15 protein-coding genes are annotated in these 17,174 nt (G+C 45.4%); 11 read left to right on the top strand and 4 right to left on the bottom strand.

From position 1 onward, the window contains the following. Positions 1–269: 269 nt before the first annotated feature. From RA086_RS09320 to RA086_RS09275, 10 genes are all read left to right on the top strand, one after another. Positions 270–1,301 (top strand): methionine ABC transporter ATP-binding protein, encoded by a 1,032-nt coding sequence (locus tag RA086_RS09320; RefSeq protein ID WP_308703526.1) that lies wholly within the window; start codon positions 270–272, stop codon positions 1,299–1,301. Further along, the gene (locus RA086_RS09315) at positions 1,294–1,986 is read left to right on the top strand and encodes a methionine ABC transporter permease (protein WP_308703525.1); all 693 of its coding nucleotides are present in this window, start codon (positions 1,294–1,296) and stop codon (positions 1,984–1,986) included. Before RA086_RS09320 ends, RA086_RS09315 begins: the two co-directional genes overlap by 8 nt. Positions 1,987–2,042: 56 nt before the next feature. After that, complete coding sequence (locus RA086_RS09310) at positions 2,043–2,876, top strand: MetQ/NlpA family ABC transporter substrate-binding protein (RefSeq protein WP_308703524.1); 834 nt, start codon at positions 2,043–2,045, stop codon at positions 2,874–2,876. 139 nt (positions 2,877–3,015) lie between these two features. Beyond that, complete coding sequence (locus RA086_RS09305) at positions 3,016–3,939, top strand: L-lactate dehydrogenase (protein WP_308703523.1); 924 nt, start codon at positions 3,016–3,018, stop codon at positions 3,937–3,939. A gap of 304 nt (positions 3,940–4,243) precedes the next feature. Then, positions 4,244–5,218, top strand: a complete 975-nt coding sequence (locus RA086_RS09300; RefSeq protein ID WP_308703522.1) for a DUF2785 domain-containing protein — start codon at positions 4,244–4,246, stop codon at positions 5,216–5,218. A 19-nt stretch (positions 5,219–5,237) separates the two neighbouring features. Further along, on the top strand, positions 5,238–6,266 hold the full coding sequence (locus RA086_RS09295) for a zinc-binding alcohol dehydrogenase family protein (protein ID WP_308703521.1): 1,029 nt from the start codon (positions 5,238–5,240) through the stop codon (positions 6,264–6,266). A 100-nt stretch (positions 6,267–6,366) separates the two neighbouring features. Then, positions 6,367–7,479: a D-alanine--D-alanine ligase family protein gene (locus RA086_RS09290; protein WP_308703520.1), complete on the top strand. Its 1,113-nt coding sequence runs from the start codon at positions 6,367–6,369 to the stop codon at positions 7,477–7,479. A gap of 95 nt (positions 7,480–7,574) precedes the next feature. Further along, positions 7,575–9,128: a glycerophosphodiester phosphodiesterase family protein gene (locus tag RA086_RS09285; RefSeq protein WP_308703519.1), complete on the top strand. Its 1,554-nt coding sequence runs from the start codon at positions 7,575–7,577 to the stop codon at positions 9,126–9,128. 458 nt (positions 9,129–9,586) lie between these two features. Continuing rightward, complete coding sequence (locus RA086_RS09280; protein ID WP_308704451.1) at positions 9,587–10,483, top strand: helix-turn-helix transcriptional regulator; 897 nt, start codon at positions 9,587–9,589, stop codon at positions 10,481–10,483. A gap of 92 nt (positions 10,484–10,575) precedes the next feature. Beyond that, the gene (locus tag RA086_RS09275; protein WP_308703518.1) at positions 10,576–11,172 is read left to right on the top strand and encodes an SdpI family protein; all 597 of its coding nucleotides are present in this window, start codon (positions 10,576–10,578) and stop codon (positions 11,170–11,172) included. Positions 11,173–11,247: 75 nt separating this feature from the next. Here RA086_RS09275 and RA086_RS09270 read toward each other — a convergent pair whose 3' ends face one another. The 3 genes from RA086_RS09270 to RA086_RS09255 form a co-directional block, all read right to left on the bottom strand. Continuing rightward, on the bottom strand, positions 11,248–11,730 hold the full coding sequence (locus RA086_RS09270; protein WP_308704450.1) for a universal stress protein: 483 nt from the start codon (positions 11,728–11,730) through the stop codon (positions 11,248–11,250). Between the two features lie 74 nt (positions 11,731–11,804). Then, positions 11,805–12,080 (bottom strand): hypothetical protein, encoded by a 276-nt coding sequence (locus RA086_RS09265; RefSeq protein ID WP_308703517.1) that lies wholly within the window; start codon positions 12,078–12,080, stop codon positions 11,805–11,807. Positions 12,081–12,934: 854 nt separating this feature from the next. Continuing rightward, the gene (locus RA086_RS09255) at positions 12,935–14,215 is read right to left on the bottom strand and encodes a replication-associated recombination protein A (RefSeq protein WP_308703516.1); all 1,281 of its coding nucleotides are present in this window, start codon (positions 14,213–14,215) and stop codon (positions 12,935–12,937) included. Positions 14,216–14,353: 138 nt separating this feature from the next. Between RA086_RS09255 and gshAB the strand changes: the two genes are divergently transcribed. Then, positions 14,354–16,606 carry a bifunctional glutamate--cysteine ligase GshA/glutathione synthetase GshB gene (gshAB, locus tag RA086_RS09250; RefSeq protein ID WP_308703515.1) on the top strand — a complete coding sequence of 751 codons (2,253 nt, stop codon included), beginning with the start codon at positions 14,354–14,356 and terminating at the stop codon, positions 16,604–16,606. Between the two features lie 49 nt (positions 16,607–16,655). On the opposite strand, the gene RA086_RS09245 is transcribed toward gshAB, so the two are convergent. Continuing rightward, positions 16,656–17,117 (bottom strand): YueI family protein, encoded by a 462-nt coding sequence (locus RA086_RS09245; RefSeq protein ID WP_308703514.1) that lies wholly within the window; start codon positions 17,115–17,117, stop codon positions 16,656–16,658. Positions 17,118–17,174 lie beyond the last annotated feature (57 nt).

Genomic DNA, 17,174 nt, shown 5'->3' with positions numbered 1-17,174 from the left:
CTTGAATCAATGCAATTTGGTGAGCTTTGGTTAGCCAAGTTTGGATTGCACCCATTATCGTGCCGAGTTAGCAATAACTCTTGAGACAGTTTGCGTGAGCAGGCTGCAAAGATGGGTGGTACCACGAGACTAAGCTTCTCGTCCTATTGGTTATGATGTCAATCATAATTGATCGGATGAGAAGCTTTTTTGTTTGCAAAGTAATTGAGATTGATAAATGATTAATTTAATTGGTCTGAACCAATTTATCGGCATAAGGAGGAAGCAACTTGATTGAATTTAAAGACGTGACCAAAACGTTTGCTAGTAAACAAGGCACCGTGCATGCGGTCCAAGATGTGAACTTAAAAATTGAAGACGGCCATATCTACGGAATCGTTGGTTATTCTGGGGCAGGGAAGAGTACCTTGATTCGCATGTTGAATGGGCTGGAAACGCCCACTAGTGGGTCGGTTGACATTGATGGCGTTGAAATTTCCGCGCTAGCTGGTGCCAAGCTTCGTGAGCAGCGCCACAAAATTGGGATGATTTTCCAACATTTTAACTTATTGTGGTCACGAACGGTGTTGCAAAATATCATGTTTCCATTAGAAATTGCGGGTAACAGCAAAGCCGAGGCTAAAAAGAAAGCTGAACATTTGGCTGAGTTAGTTGGTCTCTCCGGCCGCGAAACTGCTTATCCTTCAGAACTCTCTGGTGGGCAAAAGCAACGGGTCGGGATTGCCAGAGCCTTAGCCAATGATCCGCAAATCTTGTTATCTGATGAAGCGACGAGTGCGCTAGATCCGCAAACGACGGATGAAGTCCTTGATTTGTTACTCGATATTAATAAAAAGTTGAATTTGACGATTGTGTTGATCACCCATGAAATGCACGTGATTCGTAAGATTGCGGATCATGTGGCGGTCATGGAAGATGGTAAAATCGTTGAACAGGGGCCTGTCTTAGAAGTCTTCAAGCGGCCTAAACAAGCCGTAACGAAACGCTTCGTTAATGAAGAAGTCACGCCATCCTTGAACGAAACGACGGCGGTCGTTGATCAGTTATTGGCAAAGTATCCGAAAGGGACCATCGTTCAGTTGACCTTCCACGGCGACCAAGCACAACTGCCGATTGTTTCAGAAATGTTGAAGCAATACACGTTAGACTTGAACATTATTGAGGGTGCCATTCATCAAACGCAAGAAGGCGCCATTGGGTCGTTGTATATCCAAATCAGTGGGGACCAGGATCAAATTGATGGCGCATTAGCTTATTTACAAAAGATGCGGGTTGAAACGGAGGTTTTAAATCGTGAATAGTCAAGGGTTAGGCTCATATTTCAAATTTTCAAATGTCGATTGGGGCAATATGTGGAGCTCGACCTGGGAAACGATTTGGTTGACGCTTGTTTCAATGATTGTGGTGGCAATTTTAGGGATTGCCTTGGGGTTGCTATTATTTGAAACCACCAACAGTCAAAATCCATTGGCCAAGTTGTTAAATTGGGTCGTCGCGTTGTTTGTCAACGTTTTCCGGTCGATTCCATTTATCATCTTAATCGTCTTATTATTGCCAGTTACCCAAAGTATTGTCGGCACGATTATTGGGCCACGCGCGGCATTGCCCTCATTGATTATTTCTGCCGCACCATTCTATGCGCGGATGGTTGAGTTGGCTTTTCATGAACTTGATCACGGCGTCGTGGAAGCGGCTGAATCAATGGGTGCAACGCGTTGGCAAATCATTCGAAAAGTCTTGTTACCAGAAAGTTTACCAGCGCTGGTTTCCGGTATCACCGTCACGACGATCTCATTGATTGGGTATACAGCCATGGCTGGGGCGATTGGGGCTGGGGGTCTTGGTAACTTAGCGTATCAAGATGGGTTCCAATCCAATAACAATGCGATCACTTTAGTTGCAACGGTGATTATCGTCATTATCGTTTTCATTTTCCAATTTATCGGGGATTTTGCGGTCAAGCATATCGATAAACGCGTTAATTAATGGTTTTAAGGGATTATTAAAAAGGGTTTAACAATTTGATTAGGAGGAAATTCAGCATGCAAAAAAAGCGAATTTTAGGGTTATTAGCGATTGCCGCAACGGCATTTCTGTTAGTTGGTTGTGGTAAGTCATCGTCGTCATCATCAAAGACGACCACGATTACGGTGGGGGCTTCAGCGGTGCCACATGCACAAATCTTGAAGCATATTCAACCAGAATTGAAAAAGGAAGGCGTCAATTTAAAGATTAAAGTCTTCCAAGACTACGTGTTACCAAACAAAGCGTTGGCTTCTAAAGAATTGGATGCCAACTATTTCCAACACGTGCCATTCTTAGATAACTGGAATAAAGAAAATAATGGGACGCTAGTTTCAGCGGGCACTGTCCATTTGGAACCAATTGGGGTCTTTTCGAAAAAGGTCAAAAACCTTAAGAATCTTAAAGAGGGCGCGACCGTCTTAGTAAGCAGCAACGTGGCGGACTATGGTCGGGTACTGACACTCTTTAAGGATGCCGGGTTGATCACCTTGAAAAAGGGGACGGACATCACGTCTGCCAACTTCAACGATATTGCGACGAACAAGAAACACTTAGTCTTCAAGCATTCGTACGAAGCTAAATTAATGCCACAATTTTACAAGAATAACGAAGGTGATGCCGTCGTTATTAACGCCAACTATGCGGTTCAAGCTGGTTTAGATCCACGGAAAGATGCCATTGCGCTTGAAAAATCCGATTCACCATATGCCAACATTGTGGCTGTTCGGAAGGGTGACAAGAACAAGCCTGCAATCAAGAAGTTGATGAAGGCGTTACGCTCAAAGAGTACGCAAAGCTGGATCAAGAAACATTATAAGGGTGCCATTTTACCGGTGGCCTCAACCAATTAAGTCAATGAAAAGTCGGTCTGAAAATGGCCGGCTTTTTTGATGACATTAAAAACACATGAGACTGCGCCCTGCTTGACTTTAAAGCCCTTGCAAGGTACGCTAACTTTAGTTAAATATTTTACAGAATGGAGTTAGCATAATGCGTAAATATGGTGTTATTGGTTTAGGTCAAGTTGGGGCAACGGTTGCCTATACTTTGGTTCAACATGGAACCGTTGATGAATTAGTTTTGATTGATCATAACGAAAAGTTAGCACAAGCACAAAAGCTAGATTTAGATGACGCGTCACCGCGATTAGGGTCGACGACTAAAATTGTGATCAACGACTATGCCGCTTTAGCGGATGCGGAAGTTCTAATTGTGGCTTCTGGGAATATTGGCGCGATCGACATGAACAGTTCGAAGGGTCGGTTTGGTGAGTATGACTCAAATCAAGCAATCGTGCGGGATATTGCGCCTAAAATCGTGGCTTCTGGTTTCAAAGGAATCCTGATCGATATTATGAATCCTTGTGATGTCATGACTGACTATTTACAACGGATGACAGGTTTTGACCGTAACCGGGTCTTTGGGACGGGCACGTTCTTAGATACGGCCCGGATGCAAAAGTATGTTGGTCAAGCTTTACAGACCAATGGTAAAAACGTGGCGGGCTACGTTTATGGGGAACATGGTAATTCTCAATTCGTAGCTTGGTCAACGGTGGCGGTCAATGGGCAACCAATCGCTAACTTCAAGGACTTAGATTTAAAGCAACTTGAAGAAGATGCACGCCAAGGGGCATTTGCGGTCATGGAAGGGAAACACTACACAAACTTTGCGATTGCGACCTGTGGCGTTCGTCTGGCAGAAGCGGTGAGTGCGGATGAAAAACTAGCTTGCCCAGTTTCGGCCTTTGATCCTGATTTTGGGACTTACGTGGGCATGCCCGCAGTAATCGGCAAGGATGGGGTTGAAGCCTTAATCCATCTGAACTTGACGTCAGATGAACAGGCGTCATTAGCATCATCTGCGAAGTTCATCAAATCTAAAGTTGATGTTTTACCACAAGCTGAAAAATAGATGGTTAAGCTTTTTCGATGATATTAAGTCGTATTGCCTTTACTACTGAAAAGTCGTTGCAACGAGAAGTCACGTTGGACGGCTTTTTAATTACCTAAAATTAAGTGGTTCAGGACTAATTTATGAGTCGACCTGTTCGTGTAAACGTCCCAGCGCAATTACCACTGGTCTCGAGGTCAAATCTTTACAATCACGACTAGTCTCTTAAAAGTAGATGAGTGGCGGCTTAAATTAACGTGTAACCAATGTGCAAACCCCGCCAATCATGCTAAAATAAAGGATAAACTGAGCAATCGAGGTTATTATGGAAGCACAGAATTTAGCAACTTTAAAAGCTGACGTCATGAAGTTACGCCAGCATTTACGCGCTGGAGAGCTCTATCAATCACTCCCGCAGCGATTGGGTTACCTGATTGATCAGATTCCAGTAGCTCCCGCCACGACCGTGACCATACCGGACGACGGGGCTGTCTCAGACTTAATCAAAAAATTGCACGCTGGTCTGGAAGCAGGGACATTGACCGAAATTACCGATGACCAACTCAACTTATTGGTCCAGCATTTGGGTTCGCTGGATGCTAATGTTCGGGACCGAGGCTGTTACTACCTGCTGAATGAGGCTTTACAACAACAATTATTAACTAGTGATCAGTTGGGAACGATCTTCGACCGGCTAACCCAAGATGAGCAACTTTTTAGTCATATTGATCAACCAGAGAATGATGCCGTTTTTCAGCGGTCGTTTTCAATTTTGATTTTGTCGGTCTTATTGTATGCTGACCATGCGGGGATGGCGTTTATGACGCCGGCTCGTTTGGAACAAGTGGTCCAACAATTTACAACTTATTTACTTTTGGAGCGTGATACACGCGGTTTTGTCCCTAATCATGGTTGGGCGCATGCGTATACGCATATTGGCAATTTACTCGATGAATTGGCCGATGAAAATGATCTGGCTAGAGCGGATAAATTAATGATGTTGGCTAGCTTGATCGAGCATTATCAACGACTCACAACGCCACTGATCTTTGGTGAAGCGGAACGATTGTCATCCTATTTAGCGCTGATTACGTCAAAAGACGAGTTGTATTCAGACTATCTCTTACGGGCGCTAAAAAAATGGCATCAACAATTAGTGATGCAACCGGCACCGGCAACGGCCCAAGCTTGGACGCGCGTTTTTAATCGGAATCGCTTACTTGAAGCTATGGCGTTACATGATGATTTTCCAACCGCCATTGTGGAATATTTAGATGATGAATTAGAGTTTTTAGGCTAGTTTTGGAAGGAAGTTAGTTATGCAAGCAAAAGCAGTTGGGTTATATGCGGGTCATCCGCTAAGTGATCCGCGCGCCTTTGAAGACGTGACCATCGACGTGGCACAACCCACTGGGCGTGATGTGTTAGTTGCGGTTCAGGCCGTTTCAGTCAATCCCATTGATACCAAACAGCGGCAAGTGCAAGTTGCCACGAAGACGCCACGTATTTTAGGCTTTGATGCGGTCGGGAAAGTTTTGGCGGTGGGTGACCAAGTGACCAGCGTGATGACGGATGATGTCGTCTATTATGCGGGTGCGGTTGATCGCCCCGGCAGCAATGCCGAATATCAACTGGTAGACGAACGCTTAGTTGCTTTAACACCGAAAAAATGGTCAACCACGGCGGCTGCGGGGTTACCATTGACCGGTATCACGGCCTGGGAAGCCTTATTCGAAAAGTTACCGTGGCGAGCGGCAAAAAATGCCAACGTTGGTCGATCAGTCTTGATTATCAATGGGGCCGGCGGGGTCGGTTCGGTGGCGATTCAATTAGCAAAGTGGGCCGGTTTAACGGTCATCACGACAGCTGGGCAACCGCAAACGAAAGCTTGGGTCACGTCCTTAGGCGCGGATGTGGTGCTCGATTATCATGACGACTTGGCACAACAGCTTAAAGCACGCGGAATTGAGACCGTTGATAGTGCCATTATATTTCACTCAACGGACTTATATTTGCCAATCGTGGCGCCACTAATGCGGCCATTAAGTACCATTGTGGCGGTCGTGACGAATACGAAACCATTACCAATGGCTTTGTTGAAACCCAAGAGTTTAAACTTTGCTTGGGAATTTATGTTTACCAAGCCCAATTATCAGTTGCCAGAGTTAGCCACGCAAGGGATGATGTTAGCCAAAATGGCGCATTTGGCTGACACGGGTGTTTTGCAGCCGACGACTAAAAAAGTGCTCACGGGGATCAATGCGGAGACCTTAAAAACAGCCCACAAGATTGTTGAAACAGGACAAATGTTGGGTAAATTAGTATTAACAGCGCCATTTAATGCATAATAACGGTTTCAAAGTTGCAAAAATGTTTCTAAATTTGTTGAGATATTGTAAAATTAAAGAAGCCGTAATATGAAATAAATCTTGATAGGATGAACTAAAAATGGACACACAAAAAAAGATCCATGTTGGCATGTTGTTTGGCGGAAACTCTTCTGAACATGATGTTTCGAAGCGTTCAGCTCATAATATTTACGATGCAATGGACAAACAGAAGTATCAAATTGATTTATTCTTGATTACTAAGAATGGGGTCATTCTAAGCGATACTGCAACCCGTCGGATCTTTGATGGTGAACCAGAAGATAAGGTGGTCGCAGAAGAATTACCAAAGCTAGATATGAGTGATCCGTTAGCACCCATCAAGAATTTAATGGGCGCCAAGGATATTGATATCTTTTATCCGGTCGTTCACGGTAATTTGGGTGAAGATGGGACCTTACAAGGCCTGTTCAAGTTACTGAAGAAGCCTTACGTCGGTAGTGGCGTATTAGCTTCAGCGGCTAGTTTTGATAAGGATATTACGAAGCAAATTTTGACGCATCATCATATTCAGAATACCAAATACGTGGTGGTAACGCCTGAAAATCGGAAACAAATGACGTATGCCTATCTGAGCGAACACGTTGGGGCGCACTTGTTTATCAAGCCAGCCAACCAAGGCTCTTCAGTCGGAATTCATAAGGCTGAAAATGAACAGGACTACTTGGATGGCTTAGCGGATGCTTTCAAATACGATTATAAGATCTTAGTTGAAGAATCCATCGACAATCCGCGTGAAGTGGAATGTTCCATTCTTGGCAACGAGGATGCCATTGCTTCGAAGCTTGGCGCGATTGATGTGCCTAAGAGCGATACTTTTTATGATTATAATAATAAGTTTGTGGATGCCAGTGGTGTAACATTCGAATTGCCCGTTGACCTACCAGCCGATTTGACGAAACGCATTCAAGAAATGTCGTTGGGCGCATTTAAGGCGCTAGGGTTGAAGGGGATGGCTCGAGTTGATTTCTTAGTCTCAGAAGATGGCGAACCTTACTTGGGTGAAATCAATACGTTGCCTGGATTTACCAACATTAGCTTGTATCCAAAACTTTGGGAAGTTTCAGGAATTGGTTATACTGACTTGATTGATCGTTTGATTCAACTTGGTTTTGATGAATTCAAGCGGCAATCTGAGATTCATTACGATTTTGTGGCTTTAGACGCCGAATAAATTGCTCGCTTTGGCGATAAATATGAGAAAAAGTAAGATGAGTCTGGCGCTTTTGTCCCAGGCTCATCTTTTTACATAAACGGGGGGATGCGAAGATGTTCGCACGGGGCAGTCAAAATTTCAAACGCGGCTTGGCCCAGTTGCATGGCCCACTGGCAATTTGGTGGGTGAGTGGTCTGTTATTGGCCTTAATCGACAAATGGCTGGGCGTTCAGCTTGGCGGTTGGTGGTCGCTAGTCGGCTTAGTCGTGCTGAGTGCCTGGTTGCCGAGCCTAGCAGAACGGTCCAGCACTCAAACTTGGTCGTGGCGCCAACGTGGCTTCATCTGGGGTGGTCAATGGTTGCTCGGCGTGATCTGGCTCCCTTTAGGTTGGGGCGGCTATTTGGCAACGTTACAAGCCAGCATTCAACTGCCCGCTGACTTTCAGAACACGCTCTTTATGACGCGTTACGACTGGTTGCCATGGGTCGTACCAATCTGGGGCCTGTTATGGTTAGGGTCGTTCAAATGGTTAATTGCTTGGCGGGACCAACTACGGGCGCCAACGGGCTGGCGTGATTGGTGGCAACAAGGTTGGCATCAACCTTGGTGGCCAGTGGTCTGGCGGTTGTTAAAACTGACGCGCTGGTTAGTGGCTTGGTTGGTCGTGGCAATAGGCTTAGTCGCCATAACGGGCGGCTTTGAACTAGTCAATCAGACGGCAGGTCGCGTCAGCGCAATTTTAAGTTTGGCTGGTCTACAATGGCTTGGCTGGGTGATTTTAGCTAGTTGGTGGACAGGTTGGTTCGGCGACAGCACGATTGATCGGTCAGCGCGGCCACATTTAGGCCTGATGGGCTTGTTACTGCTGAGTACGCTATTGAGTGCAACTTGGTGGTTGCAGACGCCCTCAGCAACGTTACCAGCCGTTATTGCTCATCGTGGGGTAAATGGTGCGGATGGCGTACAAAATACCACGAGCGCCCTGAAACGGACCGTGAAAGCAACCCAGCCGGCATTTGTGGAGATGGATATTCAACCTACCGCTGATCAACACTGGGTAGTCATGCATGATCCCACATTGCGTCATTTAGCGGATCGTCCGGGACCGGTGCAAGCCTATCAATTAGACCAGTTGGCCGGTTTACCTTTAACCGAGCACGGTCAGCACGGTGAATTGAGCTCCTTTAACGCTTATTTGGCCGCGGCACAACGGCTACATCAGCCTCTGTTAGTCGAAATCAAGGCAGTTGGCGATGCAGTCCAATTAGTTTCACCATTTGCTGATCGTTACGCGACGCTATTGGAACACCGGGGAAGCTCAGTCCATTCGTTAGACTACCAAGTCGTGACACGCTTAAAACAGCGGACACGCCGGTTGCGAGTTGGCTATATTACCCCGTTTTACTTGACGGCGTTTAGCCCGAATGTGGCGGATTTCTATTCCCTGCAAGCCCTGACGGTGACCCGTGAGCAATTAGCAAGCGCTAAGCGGGAACATAAGGCAGTTTATTTATGGACGGTAGATCGGCCAATTCAGCTACAACGGTTATCGGCATTGCGCCCAACCGGAATTATTACGAATCAGCCAGGGCGATTGCGACGAATACAAAAACAGCCGCAACATTATTATTTTTACCAGCTTATTAATTGGCTGATTAGTTTATGATAATAAACCAGTCAAAAATGAGAGAATTAGAAACTGGCTAGGAGTTTGGAACCTCGACAGCATGGGATTTGGATGTGCTTTTGTTTGACAAATATAAACGTTGACCTTATCCACTTTGAATCGCTTTCGTCAGTCTGGTGACTGAGTTAACGTTGTGTAAATTAGTTCTGTTAACTAATTGAAAACCTGAACGATTAATAAGTGACCATGGGGGTAAAACATGCTATAACTTAATATTGAATAAGAATTAATCTTATTTCTTGCGTATTATCACTTATCTGAATATAATAATATGCGTAATTGGTATTGTCCAATTCGACAATGCGGGCAATCAATTATTAATCGATGTTTAAGGATTGATTAGGTGTTAGCGACGTTAGGTTTGCGAGTGGGGTCGGACTTAGCGGTGATCAAATTAGTGTTAGGTTGAGTGTTGTAGACATAAAGAGGGGTTTATGATGAGAATATTGGGAGAGAAAGTTCGGCAGTTTCGGAAGCGTAAAGGCATGTCGCAAAAGGAATTGGCGGAGGGTATTTGTACCCAAGCAACGATTAGTTTAATTGAGAAGAAAAGTAAAATTCCAAGTATGAAAATTATGATGAAAATTTGTAATCGATTAGGAATTCGTTTATCTGATGTTATTGTAGAAAATGATGACCAGTTATATCGGACCTTCAAAAAAATTGATTCTTTGATTCGTCACGATCAGTTGGATGCAGCCAACGAAGTCTTTGCGAAGATTCGGCCAAAGCAACTGCGTAGCAATACGGACAAGAAACAATATTATTACTATGAAGGTTATTTACAATTAGTCTTGAACGACAATGCGGATGAAGCCATCTTCAACTTTGGGATGTTATTAAATCAATTCGTGAAGTCAAGTCACGACATGTTTGCCATTTTGGCAACGTTGGGGACTGGTTTAGCGTACGAACGCAAGCAGTCTTATGACAAAGCTGAAATCTTCGTGAAGCAAGCGGTCGCAACGTTGCATACCATGGACGCGCAAGCGATGCCAATTGGTGACGACGATTATTTGCAAAACGAAATTTTGATTTATGCTTCTGCGGCGCAACTTTATGCGAAGATTAACTTCCCTGAAGAAGCGTTGGAGTTGATCGATTTAGCCTTGAAAAAAGCGCAAGAAAGTCAATCATTGTACTTGCTTGATCGGCTATATGCCCAAAAGGCTGCTAACGAAGTCGTTTTAAACAATGTGGCTTCAGCTCATGATCATTATTATGTGGCTTATGCGTTAAGCTTGGTCACTCATAATGAAAAGCTAACTCAAAAGATTATTAAAGAAATGGCAGAATACCACATTGCGCCCTTGCAAGTGGCCAAAGATGCCTAGTTAAAGGAAACGCCCAGTTTTGAATTGGTTGCCAATTTGAAACTGGGCGCTTTTTTTCACTCAAATAAATTTTGTTAGGGAAAGGTTAAAAAATGCGAAAACTACAAATGTCAAAGCAGCGTGCCACAACGATGTTAATCAGTCTCGTGAATATACTGAGTTTGGTCTGGCTTTGGTTACCAACGGGGCAGCGTATTCCAAAGGTGGGCCTCGATCCACAATTAGGCCTAGTCATCACGCTGGTTTTTGGACTATCACTAGTGGCACCCTGGTTACTTGAAAAAAATTACCATTGGCAACCTTGGCAAATTGCACAACATTGGTCATTGGGGTGGTTGGGGCTGAGTATTTTGGTTGTGGGATTTCCGAGTGTCTTCCAGCAAGTCAGTGTACCGGAGATTGGCATTGGGCTGTTGATCAGCTTTTTCGGCGTGCTATGTGTGGATGTGCCACGCAATCACTTGATCGGTGTGCGCGTTGTCTGGACCTATGCTTCCGCAGCCATTTGGCACAAAGTGAATCGAGTCGGAGGATGGCTGCTATATGTCAGTGGGTTACTTGGCATTGTTGCCGGTGTTTTCGGTCAAGCAATCGGTATGACGTTACTCGTCGGTCTAACCCTAACAACGAGTGCGATTGTAGTTGGCTATGCCTATTGGTTAGCACGACTCTCGCGACGGCCAATGTAAGGCTAAACTAAAAAAGTCTCATGATTAACTTTCAATCGAAAGTCAGGTCATGAGGCTTTTTTCAGTAAAATAAGATTACTTTTTCTTAGGTTTAGGAGCTGGTTTATTAGCCAAATCAGTCCGAACAACGAGAACATCACAGACCGCCATACGGGTGACATATTCAGTAACTGAGCCAATCAAAAGTCGTTCCACTGCGTTCAAACCAGTGGCACCAATCATGATCAAATCAATGCCTAAATCTTTTGGCACATCGCGCGCAATAATGGTCTTGGGTGCCCCATATTCGATTGAATAGTCCACATTGTCCAAGCCTTCTGACTTGGCTTCTGCGACGTACTTATCCAATGTCTTTTGCGCAGTATCGGTAACTTGTTCAACCATGGTCGTGTCAAAACTAGAAATGTTTTGGAATGCCCGCGTATCCACGACGTGCACCATGTGAACTGACGCTTTAGGGCCATTCCGCTTAGCCACGGCGACCGCCTTTTTAAATGCTAATTCCGCTTCATATGAACCATCAACGGGAACTAAGATGTGTTGGTATTGTTGTAACATCATTCTCACCCCTCAATACTTTATACCTTTATTGTAAAGGTTTTCGTAAAAAATAAAAAGCGTTTTCTCTCAATTTACATGAAACTGATGAGAAGTAAGCCGATTGCCATCATGATCAAACAACCGCTAGCGAGAACTAACGCAATAACCACGGTACTTTGATAAAAAATTGTCACGGCACCGCCGAGGGCCACGAGTAACATTAAGCTGCCACCGTAACGGGCGACATGTTGGACGGTTGACGACTCGGTTGGATCAAAGGTGAGAAAACGCTTATTTTGATGGCGAACTAGGTAATAGCCGAGTCCGGCCGCGATTAAGGTGTAGATGACTAAGAGTAGGGTGATCAAGTTGATTCCTCCATGAGAATTTTTTAGATTGTTTTTTAATAAAAGGACAGTTGTCGGTCTGTAGTTAGTGTATCATAGTGTTTCTATTTAAATAACTGATTAATTGTCCGTCTCCGTTGACCAGCACGTTCACCGTGGGGGCAGACCTGCAGCCAAAATTCGGTCTGCAGTGCGCTTTCAAGCCGAAACCCACGTCTTAAAAGTCGGCCAGACACTAACCTGGGAGAATCCCCCAGCTAAGTGTCTTAACACGGTGAACATACTGGTCCACTCCGACGTCAGATAGTAGTTGTAATCAAAGTATCATTAATCTTAGTTCCCACAAAAAAGTTAATTGATATTGGGTTAGTTACCGACTAGCGCAGGGCGGGCTGGATGATGCTCAGTGGTGAAATTTTCCTTTGCTGGTGAACTTTCCAGCTTAGGAAAAGCCCGGCTTGTGAGACCGCTCTTTGGCTCACAAACGTGGCCACCACGTTCCAGCATTAATCCAGACCAACCGGAGCGGTAAGCTATGCCAATCAATATCAATGGAGGCATTAGGTCGTGATTACAGTCAACAAAAAAGGGCCAGGACAAGTCCTGACCCACGGAAGTTTCCTTCCGAAAAAAACTAGTAGTGCCGTTAGTCGCCCTTCAGTATTGACCCGCGTCAAGCAGGTGGGATCGGCTGTATAGCTTTCTAACTACCAAATGATAAGGCATGTTATGATTACTACCTGAAGCCAATCCCAAAGTAATATTAATTGTTCGGCAACACTTTATTTAGAGCAATGCGCACACCTTAGTAATTTCGACTATTAGTCTAGCATATTAAAATAAAAGTTGCAACGATTGTACTGATGATGCGGATGTTAACGGTTTTGCTGGTTAGCCTTTAATAATTTTTTGTATTGTTCCCCAAGGGCAGTTTCATAGCGCCCGTTCGTTTTAGGCTGGTAGTATTCGGCACCCTTGATGGCGTCTGGCAAATACTGCTGTGCCACCCAGTCACCGGGATGGTCATGCGGATAGACATAACCGACGCCATGGCCTAATTTAGCCGCACCAGCATAGTGAGCGTCTTTCAAATCCGCTGGAATATCGCCAAAATGGCCCTGACGAACTTTTTCGAGCGCCCCATCAATCGCCCCCATGGCTGAGTTAGATTTTGGCGATAAGGCGAGTTCGATGACCGCGTTGGCGAGCGGAATCCGAGCCTCGGGTAACCCAAGCTGGTCCGCGGCTTGACAGGCTGCGACGGTATGCGCGCATGCGGGTGGATTGGCTAGACCAATGTCCTCATAGGCGATGACCATCAAACGGCGTAAAATACTTTTTAAATCGCCAGCTTCAACCAAGCGTGCCATGTAATGTAAGGCGGCGTTGGCATCCGAACCACGAATCGATTTTTGAAAAGCAGAAATCACATCATAATGGGCATCACCGTCTTTATCCGCGGAGAGGGCTTTCTTTTGTAAACATTCTTCGATAATTTTCTGAGTGATCGTCACACCAGTTTGTTCAGAATCAGTCGATGACAAGACCGCTAACTCTAAACCATTCAAGGCACTCCGTAGATCACCATTAGTCGCGGTACACAGATGATGCATGGCCGCTGGTTCTAAATCAACGTGATACTGACCTAAACCACGTTCGGTATCGGTTAAGGCGCGTTTAACGGCCGTTTCAATATCCGAAGGCGTGAGTGGGTGGACTTCAAAAATCTGTGTCCGACTCCGAATGGCGGGATTAATACTGATGTAAGGATTCTCAGTAGTCGCCCCAATCAAAATAATGCGGCCGCTTTCGAGATGGGGGAGCAGAAAGTCTTGTTTGGTCTTATCCAATCGGTGGATTTCGTCCAACAGTAAGATAACCGTGCCACTCATTTTCGCTTCTTCAGCGACAATTTGTAATTGCTTTTTACTATCGGTTGCGGCGTTGAGCATCCGAAAAGCATATTTTGTTGACCCGGCAATGGCACTCGCGATACTGGTCTTGCCAGTACCCGGGGGGCCATATAAAATCATGGAAGATAAGCGCTTGGCTTTGACCATCCGTGCAATGATTTTTCCCGGGCCCACTAAATGCTGCTGCCCAACGACTTCTTCAATCGTTTTGGGACGCATCCGATAAGCTAATGGTTGTTGCATGATAACCTCCCTTGTAAAACTAGTCTTAATTATTATAGCATTTCCCGTTACTTCCGCCGATTGATTGGTTTCAACGTTGACCGATGGCGTGCCGTATGATACAACGAAATTATCAAGATAATAAGGATGGATAAAAATATGGAAGTCGATGCAGTCGGAAAAGCAATTATGCACTACCAATTGGTGCCATTAGTGAGCCAGTCGAATTTGGGCTTAGAAGTCACGATGCAACGCGTCAATGCACAGGGCGTCCTGTCTATGCAACCGTATCCTAAAGTTTTCGGCGACCAGCGCCAGAATCCACAGATCCACAATGCTTTCGCTCAGACACAATTAAAATTAACCACGCCTGCAATGTCAGATCTAACTAAATTGTTAGCGTATTTGGCAGGATTAAATACGACCGCACGCCGAGCTTTGGCAGCTGATGACTATTTATGGCCGTTATCAAGCACACCGGTATTGCCAGCTGATCTGCAACAGATTCCTTTGTCAGAGGCCGATGAGGTGGGCTTTAAACGGCGCCAGCAGCAAGCTAATCATTATGATATAACCAAATTAATGACGACTGGCGTCCACGTCAATTTAAGCTTTAATGAACAATTATTTACGCGCTTATATTCAGAAACCTTTCATCAACATTACTCAAGTTATGTTGAGTTTCGTAATGCCATTTATTTGAAAGTGGCACAAGGTTTTGTGCGCATGAATTGGTTAATCCAATATTTATTTGGCGCCACGCCAACGTTACAAATTACTGATACGCAGTCTAAACGCCAACGGAGTAGTGTCCATGCGCCAGCTGGGCGATACAGTCAGGTCAAAGGGGACTACACGTCGATTGACCGCTATGTCGCGAAGTTGCAGGCCGATGTTCAAAACAAAAAATTACTGTCAATCAGTGATTTTGATGGTCCGGTTCGTTTTCGCAGTACAGGTCAGTTGACAACGCTCGGTCGACAAGGCGTTTATTATTTGGAATATCAGGGACTCGACCTTGATCCAACTCTCACGACTGGTGTGGATCATAATGCGATTGAATTCATTCGCTTATTGGCGAGTTATTTTGTGATGATGCCAGCCTTACCAGCAGCGATGGTCAGTCAAGTCAGCGCGCAAGCCGACCAATTAAGTGCGCAAGTCACCATGGAGAATCCAACGACCGCGAGTGCTCAAGCTCAGCCGGCTTTACAAGTGCTGGATGCGTTGAAGGATTTTGTTAAAACACATGGTTTACCAGCTAGCGACGCGGTCTTATTAACCCATTTGAAACAACGGGTCAGTGATCCTAAACAGACGCCTAGTGCTAAAATTGCGGCCCAAGCTGATCCATTGGCCTGGGCAACTAAGCAGGCGCAGCAGTATCAAGCGGAAGCCCAAACGAAACCTTTTAGTTTGCCAGGGTTTACGCAGCTTGACCTATCCAGTCAACTTTTGGCGGAACAAGCCTTAGCTCGTGGTATCAAGGTCGCAGTTGTGGATGCGCATGCCGCTATTATGCGCTTGACGCATGCTGACCAAGCACAAATTGTCGTTAATGGTAGTGGTACTGATTTGAATCCGCAGGCGTTGACGACCGTCTTGACTCACAAGGTTGCTGCAAAGCAGATTATTGCTGAACACGGTGGACAGGTGCCGGCTTCACAGACATATCGATCGGCTAACCAGCTCATTGATGATTATGACCGGTATGCCCAAGGCGGTGGCATCGTCTTGAAAGGGACGGATACGACGAGAGCTGTCGCTGCTTTCCGGATCATGCCCAAACGAGCCCTATTTGAACAAGTCGTCCGCCAGTTATTCGAGCAAACTAAGTCGGTGATGGCTGAAGCATTAATCGTCGGCTCCAGTTATCGTTTCTTAGTGATTGATGGTAAAGTACAGGCCATTGTCGAACGAATCCCTGCTAACATTGTGGGCGATGGGCGTTCAACGGTACAGGCACTACTTGACCGCAAGAATGCGCGCGAACTACGGGGCACCGCCTTGGCGTATCCTCAGTCGGAATTGAAGTTAGGAACGGTCGAACGTTATCGGTTAGAGTCTTACCATTTAGATTTGGATTCAGTCGTGAGTCGAGGAACACAGATTTTATTGCGAGAGGACGCCACTTTTGGTAATGGTGCCGATGTCTTGGACGCAACCGCGGACATGCATCCGTCCTATATCGCGGCGGTCGAGAAGTTAGCGGCAGATTTAAAGTTAAAAGTTGCCGGTTTCGATGTCATGATTCCCAATTTATATGCTGAATTGACGCCAGAGCATCCTGAAATGGCGGTTTATCTGGGTATTCATGCGGCACCTTATCTTTACCCGCATTGTTTTCCAATGTTTGGTGCGGCGCAACCAGTGACTGCAAAATTGTTGTCAGCGTTATTTCCGGAAATGTAGTTAAAAAGACAGCCACTGACCAAATCTAAGGCCGTGGCTGTCTTTTTATTTAGAATAACTTTTTAAGTTTTCCGAACAAGCCGTGCCCTTCTTTGGGGTGTGCTTGTTGCTTGGATTCAGGTTGATAACGGTGATCAATATCAATCACCTCTTGGTTGATTGCCTGATCAGCCGTGAAGACGAGGGCGTAATTAGCATCGCCCGTTCGATAAATATCATCCGTCTTGATGGTGAATTGAATATCAGCTTTCGCCGCAGCTTGCAGGTAGGGACCGAGTATGTCTTGATCAAGATTGCCATTAATGTACAAGCGGTAATCCGGATGCATTGTAAAGGCCACGTTGAGTTGATCAACGTAGTGATGGCGCTTGATTTGGTAGACGGTGACGGCAACTTCGACGCGTTCGCGAAATGTCCCGAGATATTTATTCTGTTCATCGGGGTGGAGTTGTGGGGTCCCGTGCATCGCGGTTTGAATCCGATCAACCGGTTGCATATCTTTGTCAGCCATTGTCAAACATCCTTTCTACGATTATCATACAATTGTAGCATGTTCCAGAGTTAAAAG

This window comes from Lactiplantibacillus brownii, from assembly GCF_031085375.1.
Taxonomy (GTDB): domain Bacteria; phylum Bacillota; class Bacilli; order Lactobacillales; family Lactobacillaceae; genus Lactiplantibacillus; species Lactiplantibacillus brownii.
Note: the sequence above shows the minus strand (reverse complement) of the source record. Positions and strands in the feature narration are given on the sequence as shown.

What these genes read in the sequence shown, in the direction of transcription:
- RA086_RS09310 (WP_308703524.1), top strand. Translation starts at nt 2,043, where the DNA reads ATGCAAAAAAAGCGAATTTTAGGGTTATTAGCGATTGCCGCAACGGCA.
- RA086_RS09305 (WP_308703523.1), top strand. Translation starts at nt 3,016, where the DNA reads ATGCGTAAATATGGTGTTATTGGTTTAGGTCAAGTTGGGGCAACGGTT.
- RA086_RS09300 (WP_308703522.1), top strand. Translation starts at nt 4,244, where the DNA reads ATGGAAGCACAGAATTTAGCAACTTTAAAAGCTGACGTCATGAAGTTA.
- RA086_RS09295 (WP_308703521.1), top strand. Translation starts at nt 5,238, where the DNA reads ATGCAAGCAAAAGCAGTTGGGTTATATGCGGGTCATCCGCTAAGTGAT.
- RA086_RS09290 (WP_308703520.1), top strand. Translation starts at nt 6,367, where the DNA reads ATGGACACACAAAAAAAGATCCATGTTGGCATGTTGTTTGGCGGAAAC.
- RA086_RS09285 (WP_308703519.1), top strand. Translation starts at nt 7,575, where the DNA reads ATGTTCGCACGGGGCAGTCAAAATTTCAAACGCGGCTTGGCCCAGTTG.
- RA086_RS09280 (WP_308704451.1), top strand. Translation starts at nt 9,587, where the DNA reads ATGAGAATATTGGGAGAGAAAGTTCGGCAGTTTCGGAAGCGTAAAGGC.
- RA086_RS09275 (WP_308703518.1), top strand. Translation starts at nt 10,576, where the DNA reads ATGCGAAAACTACAAATGTCAAAGCAGCGTGCCACAACGATGTTAATC.
- RA086_RS09270 (WP_308704450.1), bottom strand. Translation starts at nt 11,730, where the DNA reads ATGTTACAACAATACCAACACATCTTAGTTCCCGTTGATGGTTCATAT.
- RA086_RS09255 (WP_308703516.1), bottom strand. Translation starts at nt 14,215, where the DNA reads ATGCAACAACCATTAGCTTATCGGATGCGTCCCAAAACGATTGAAGAA.
- gshAB (WP_308703515.1), top strand. Translation starts at nt 14,354, where the DNA reads ATGGAAGTCGATGCAGTCGGAAAAGCAATTATGCACTACCAATTGGTG.
- RA086_RS09245 (WP_308703514.1), bottom strand. Translation starts at nt 17,117, where the DNA reads ATGGCTGACAAAGATATGCAACCGGTTGATCGGATTCAAACCGCGATG.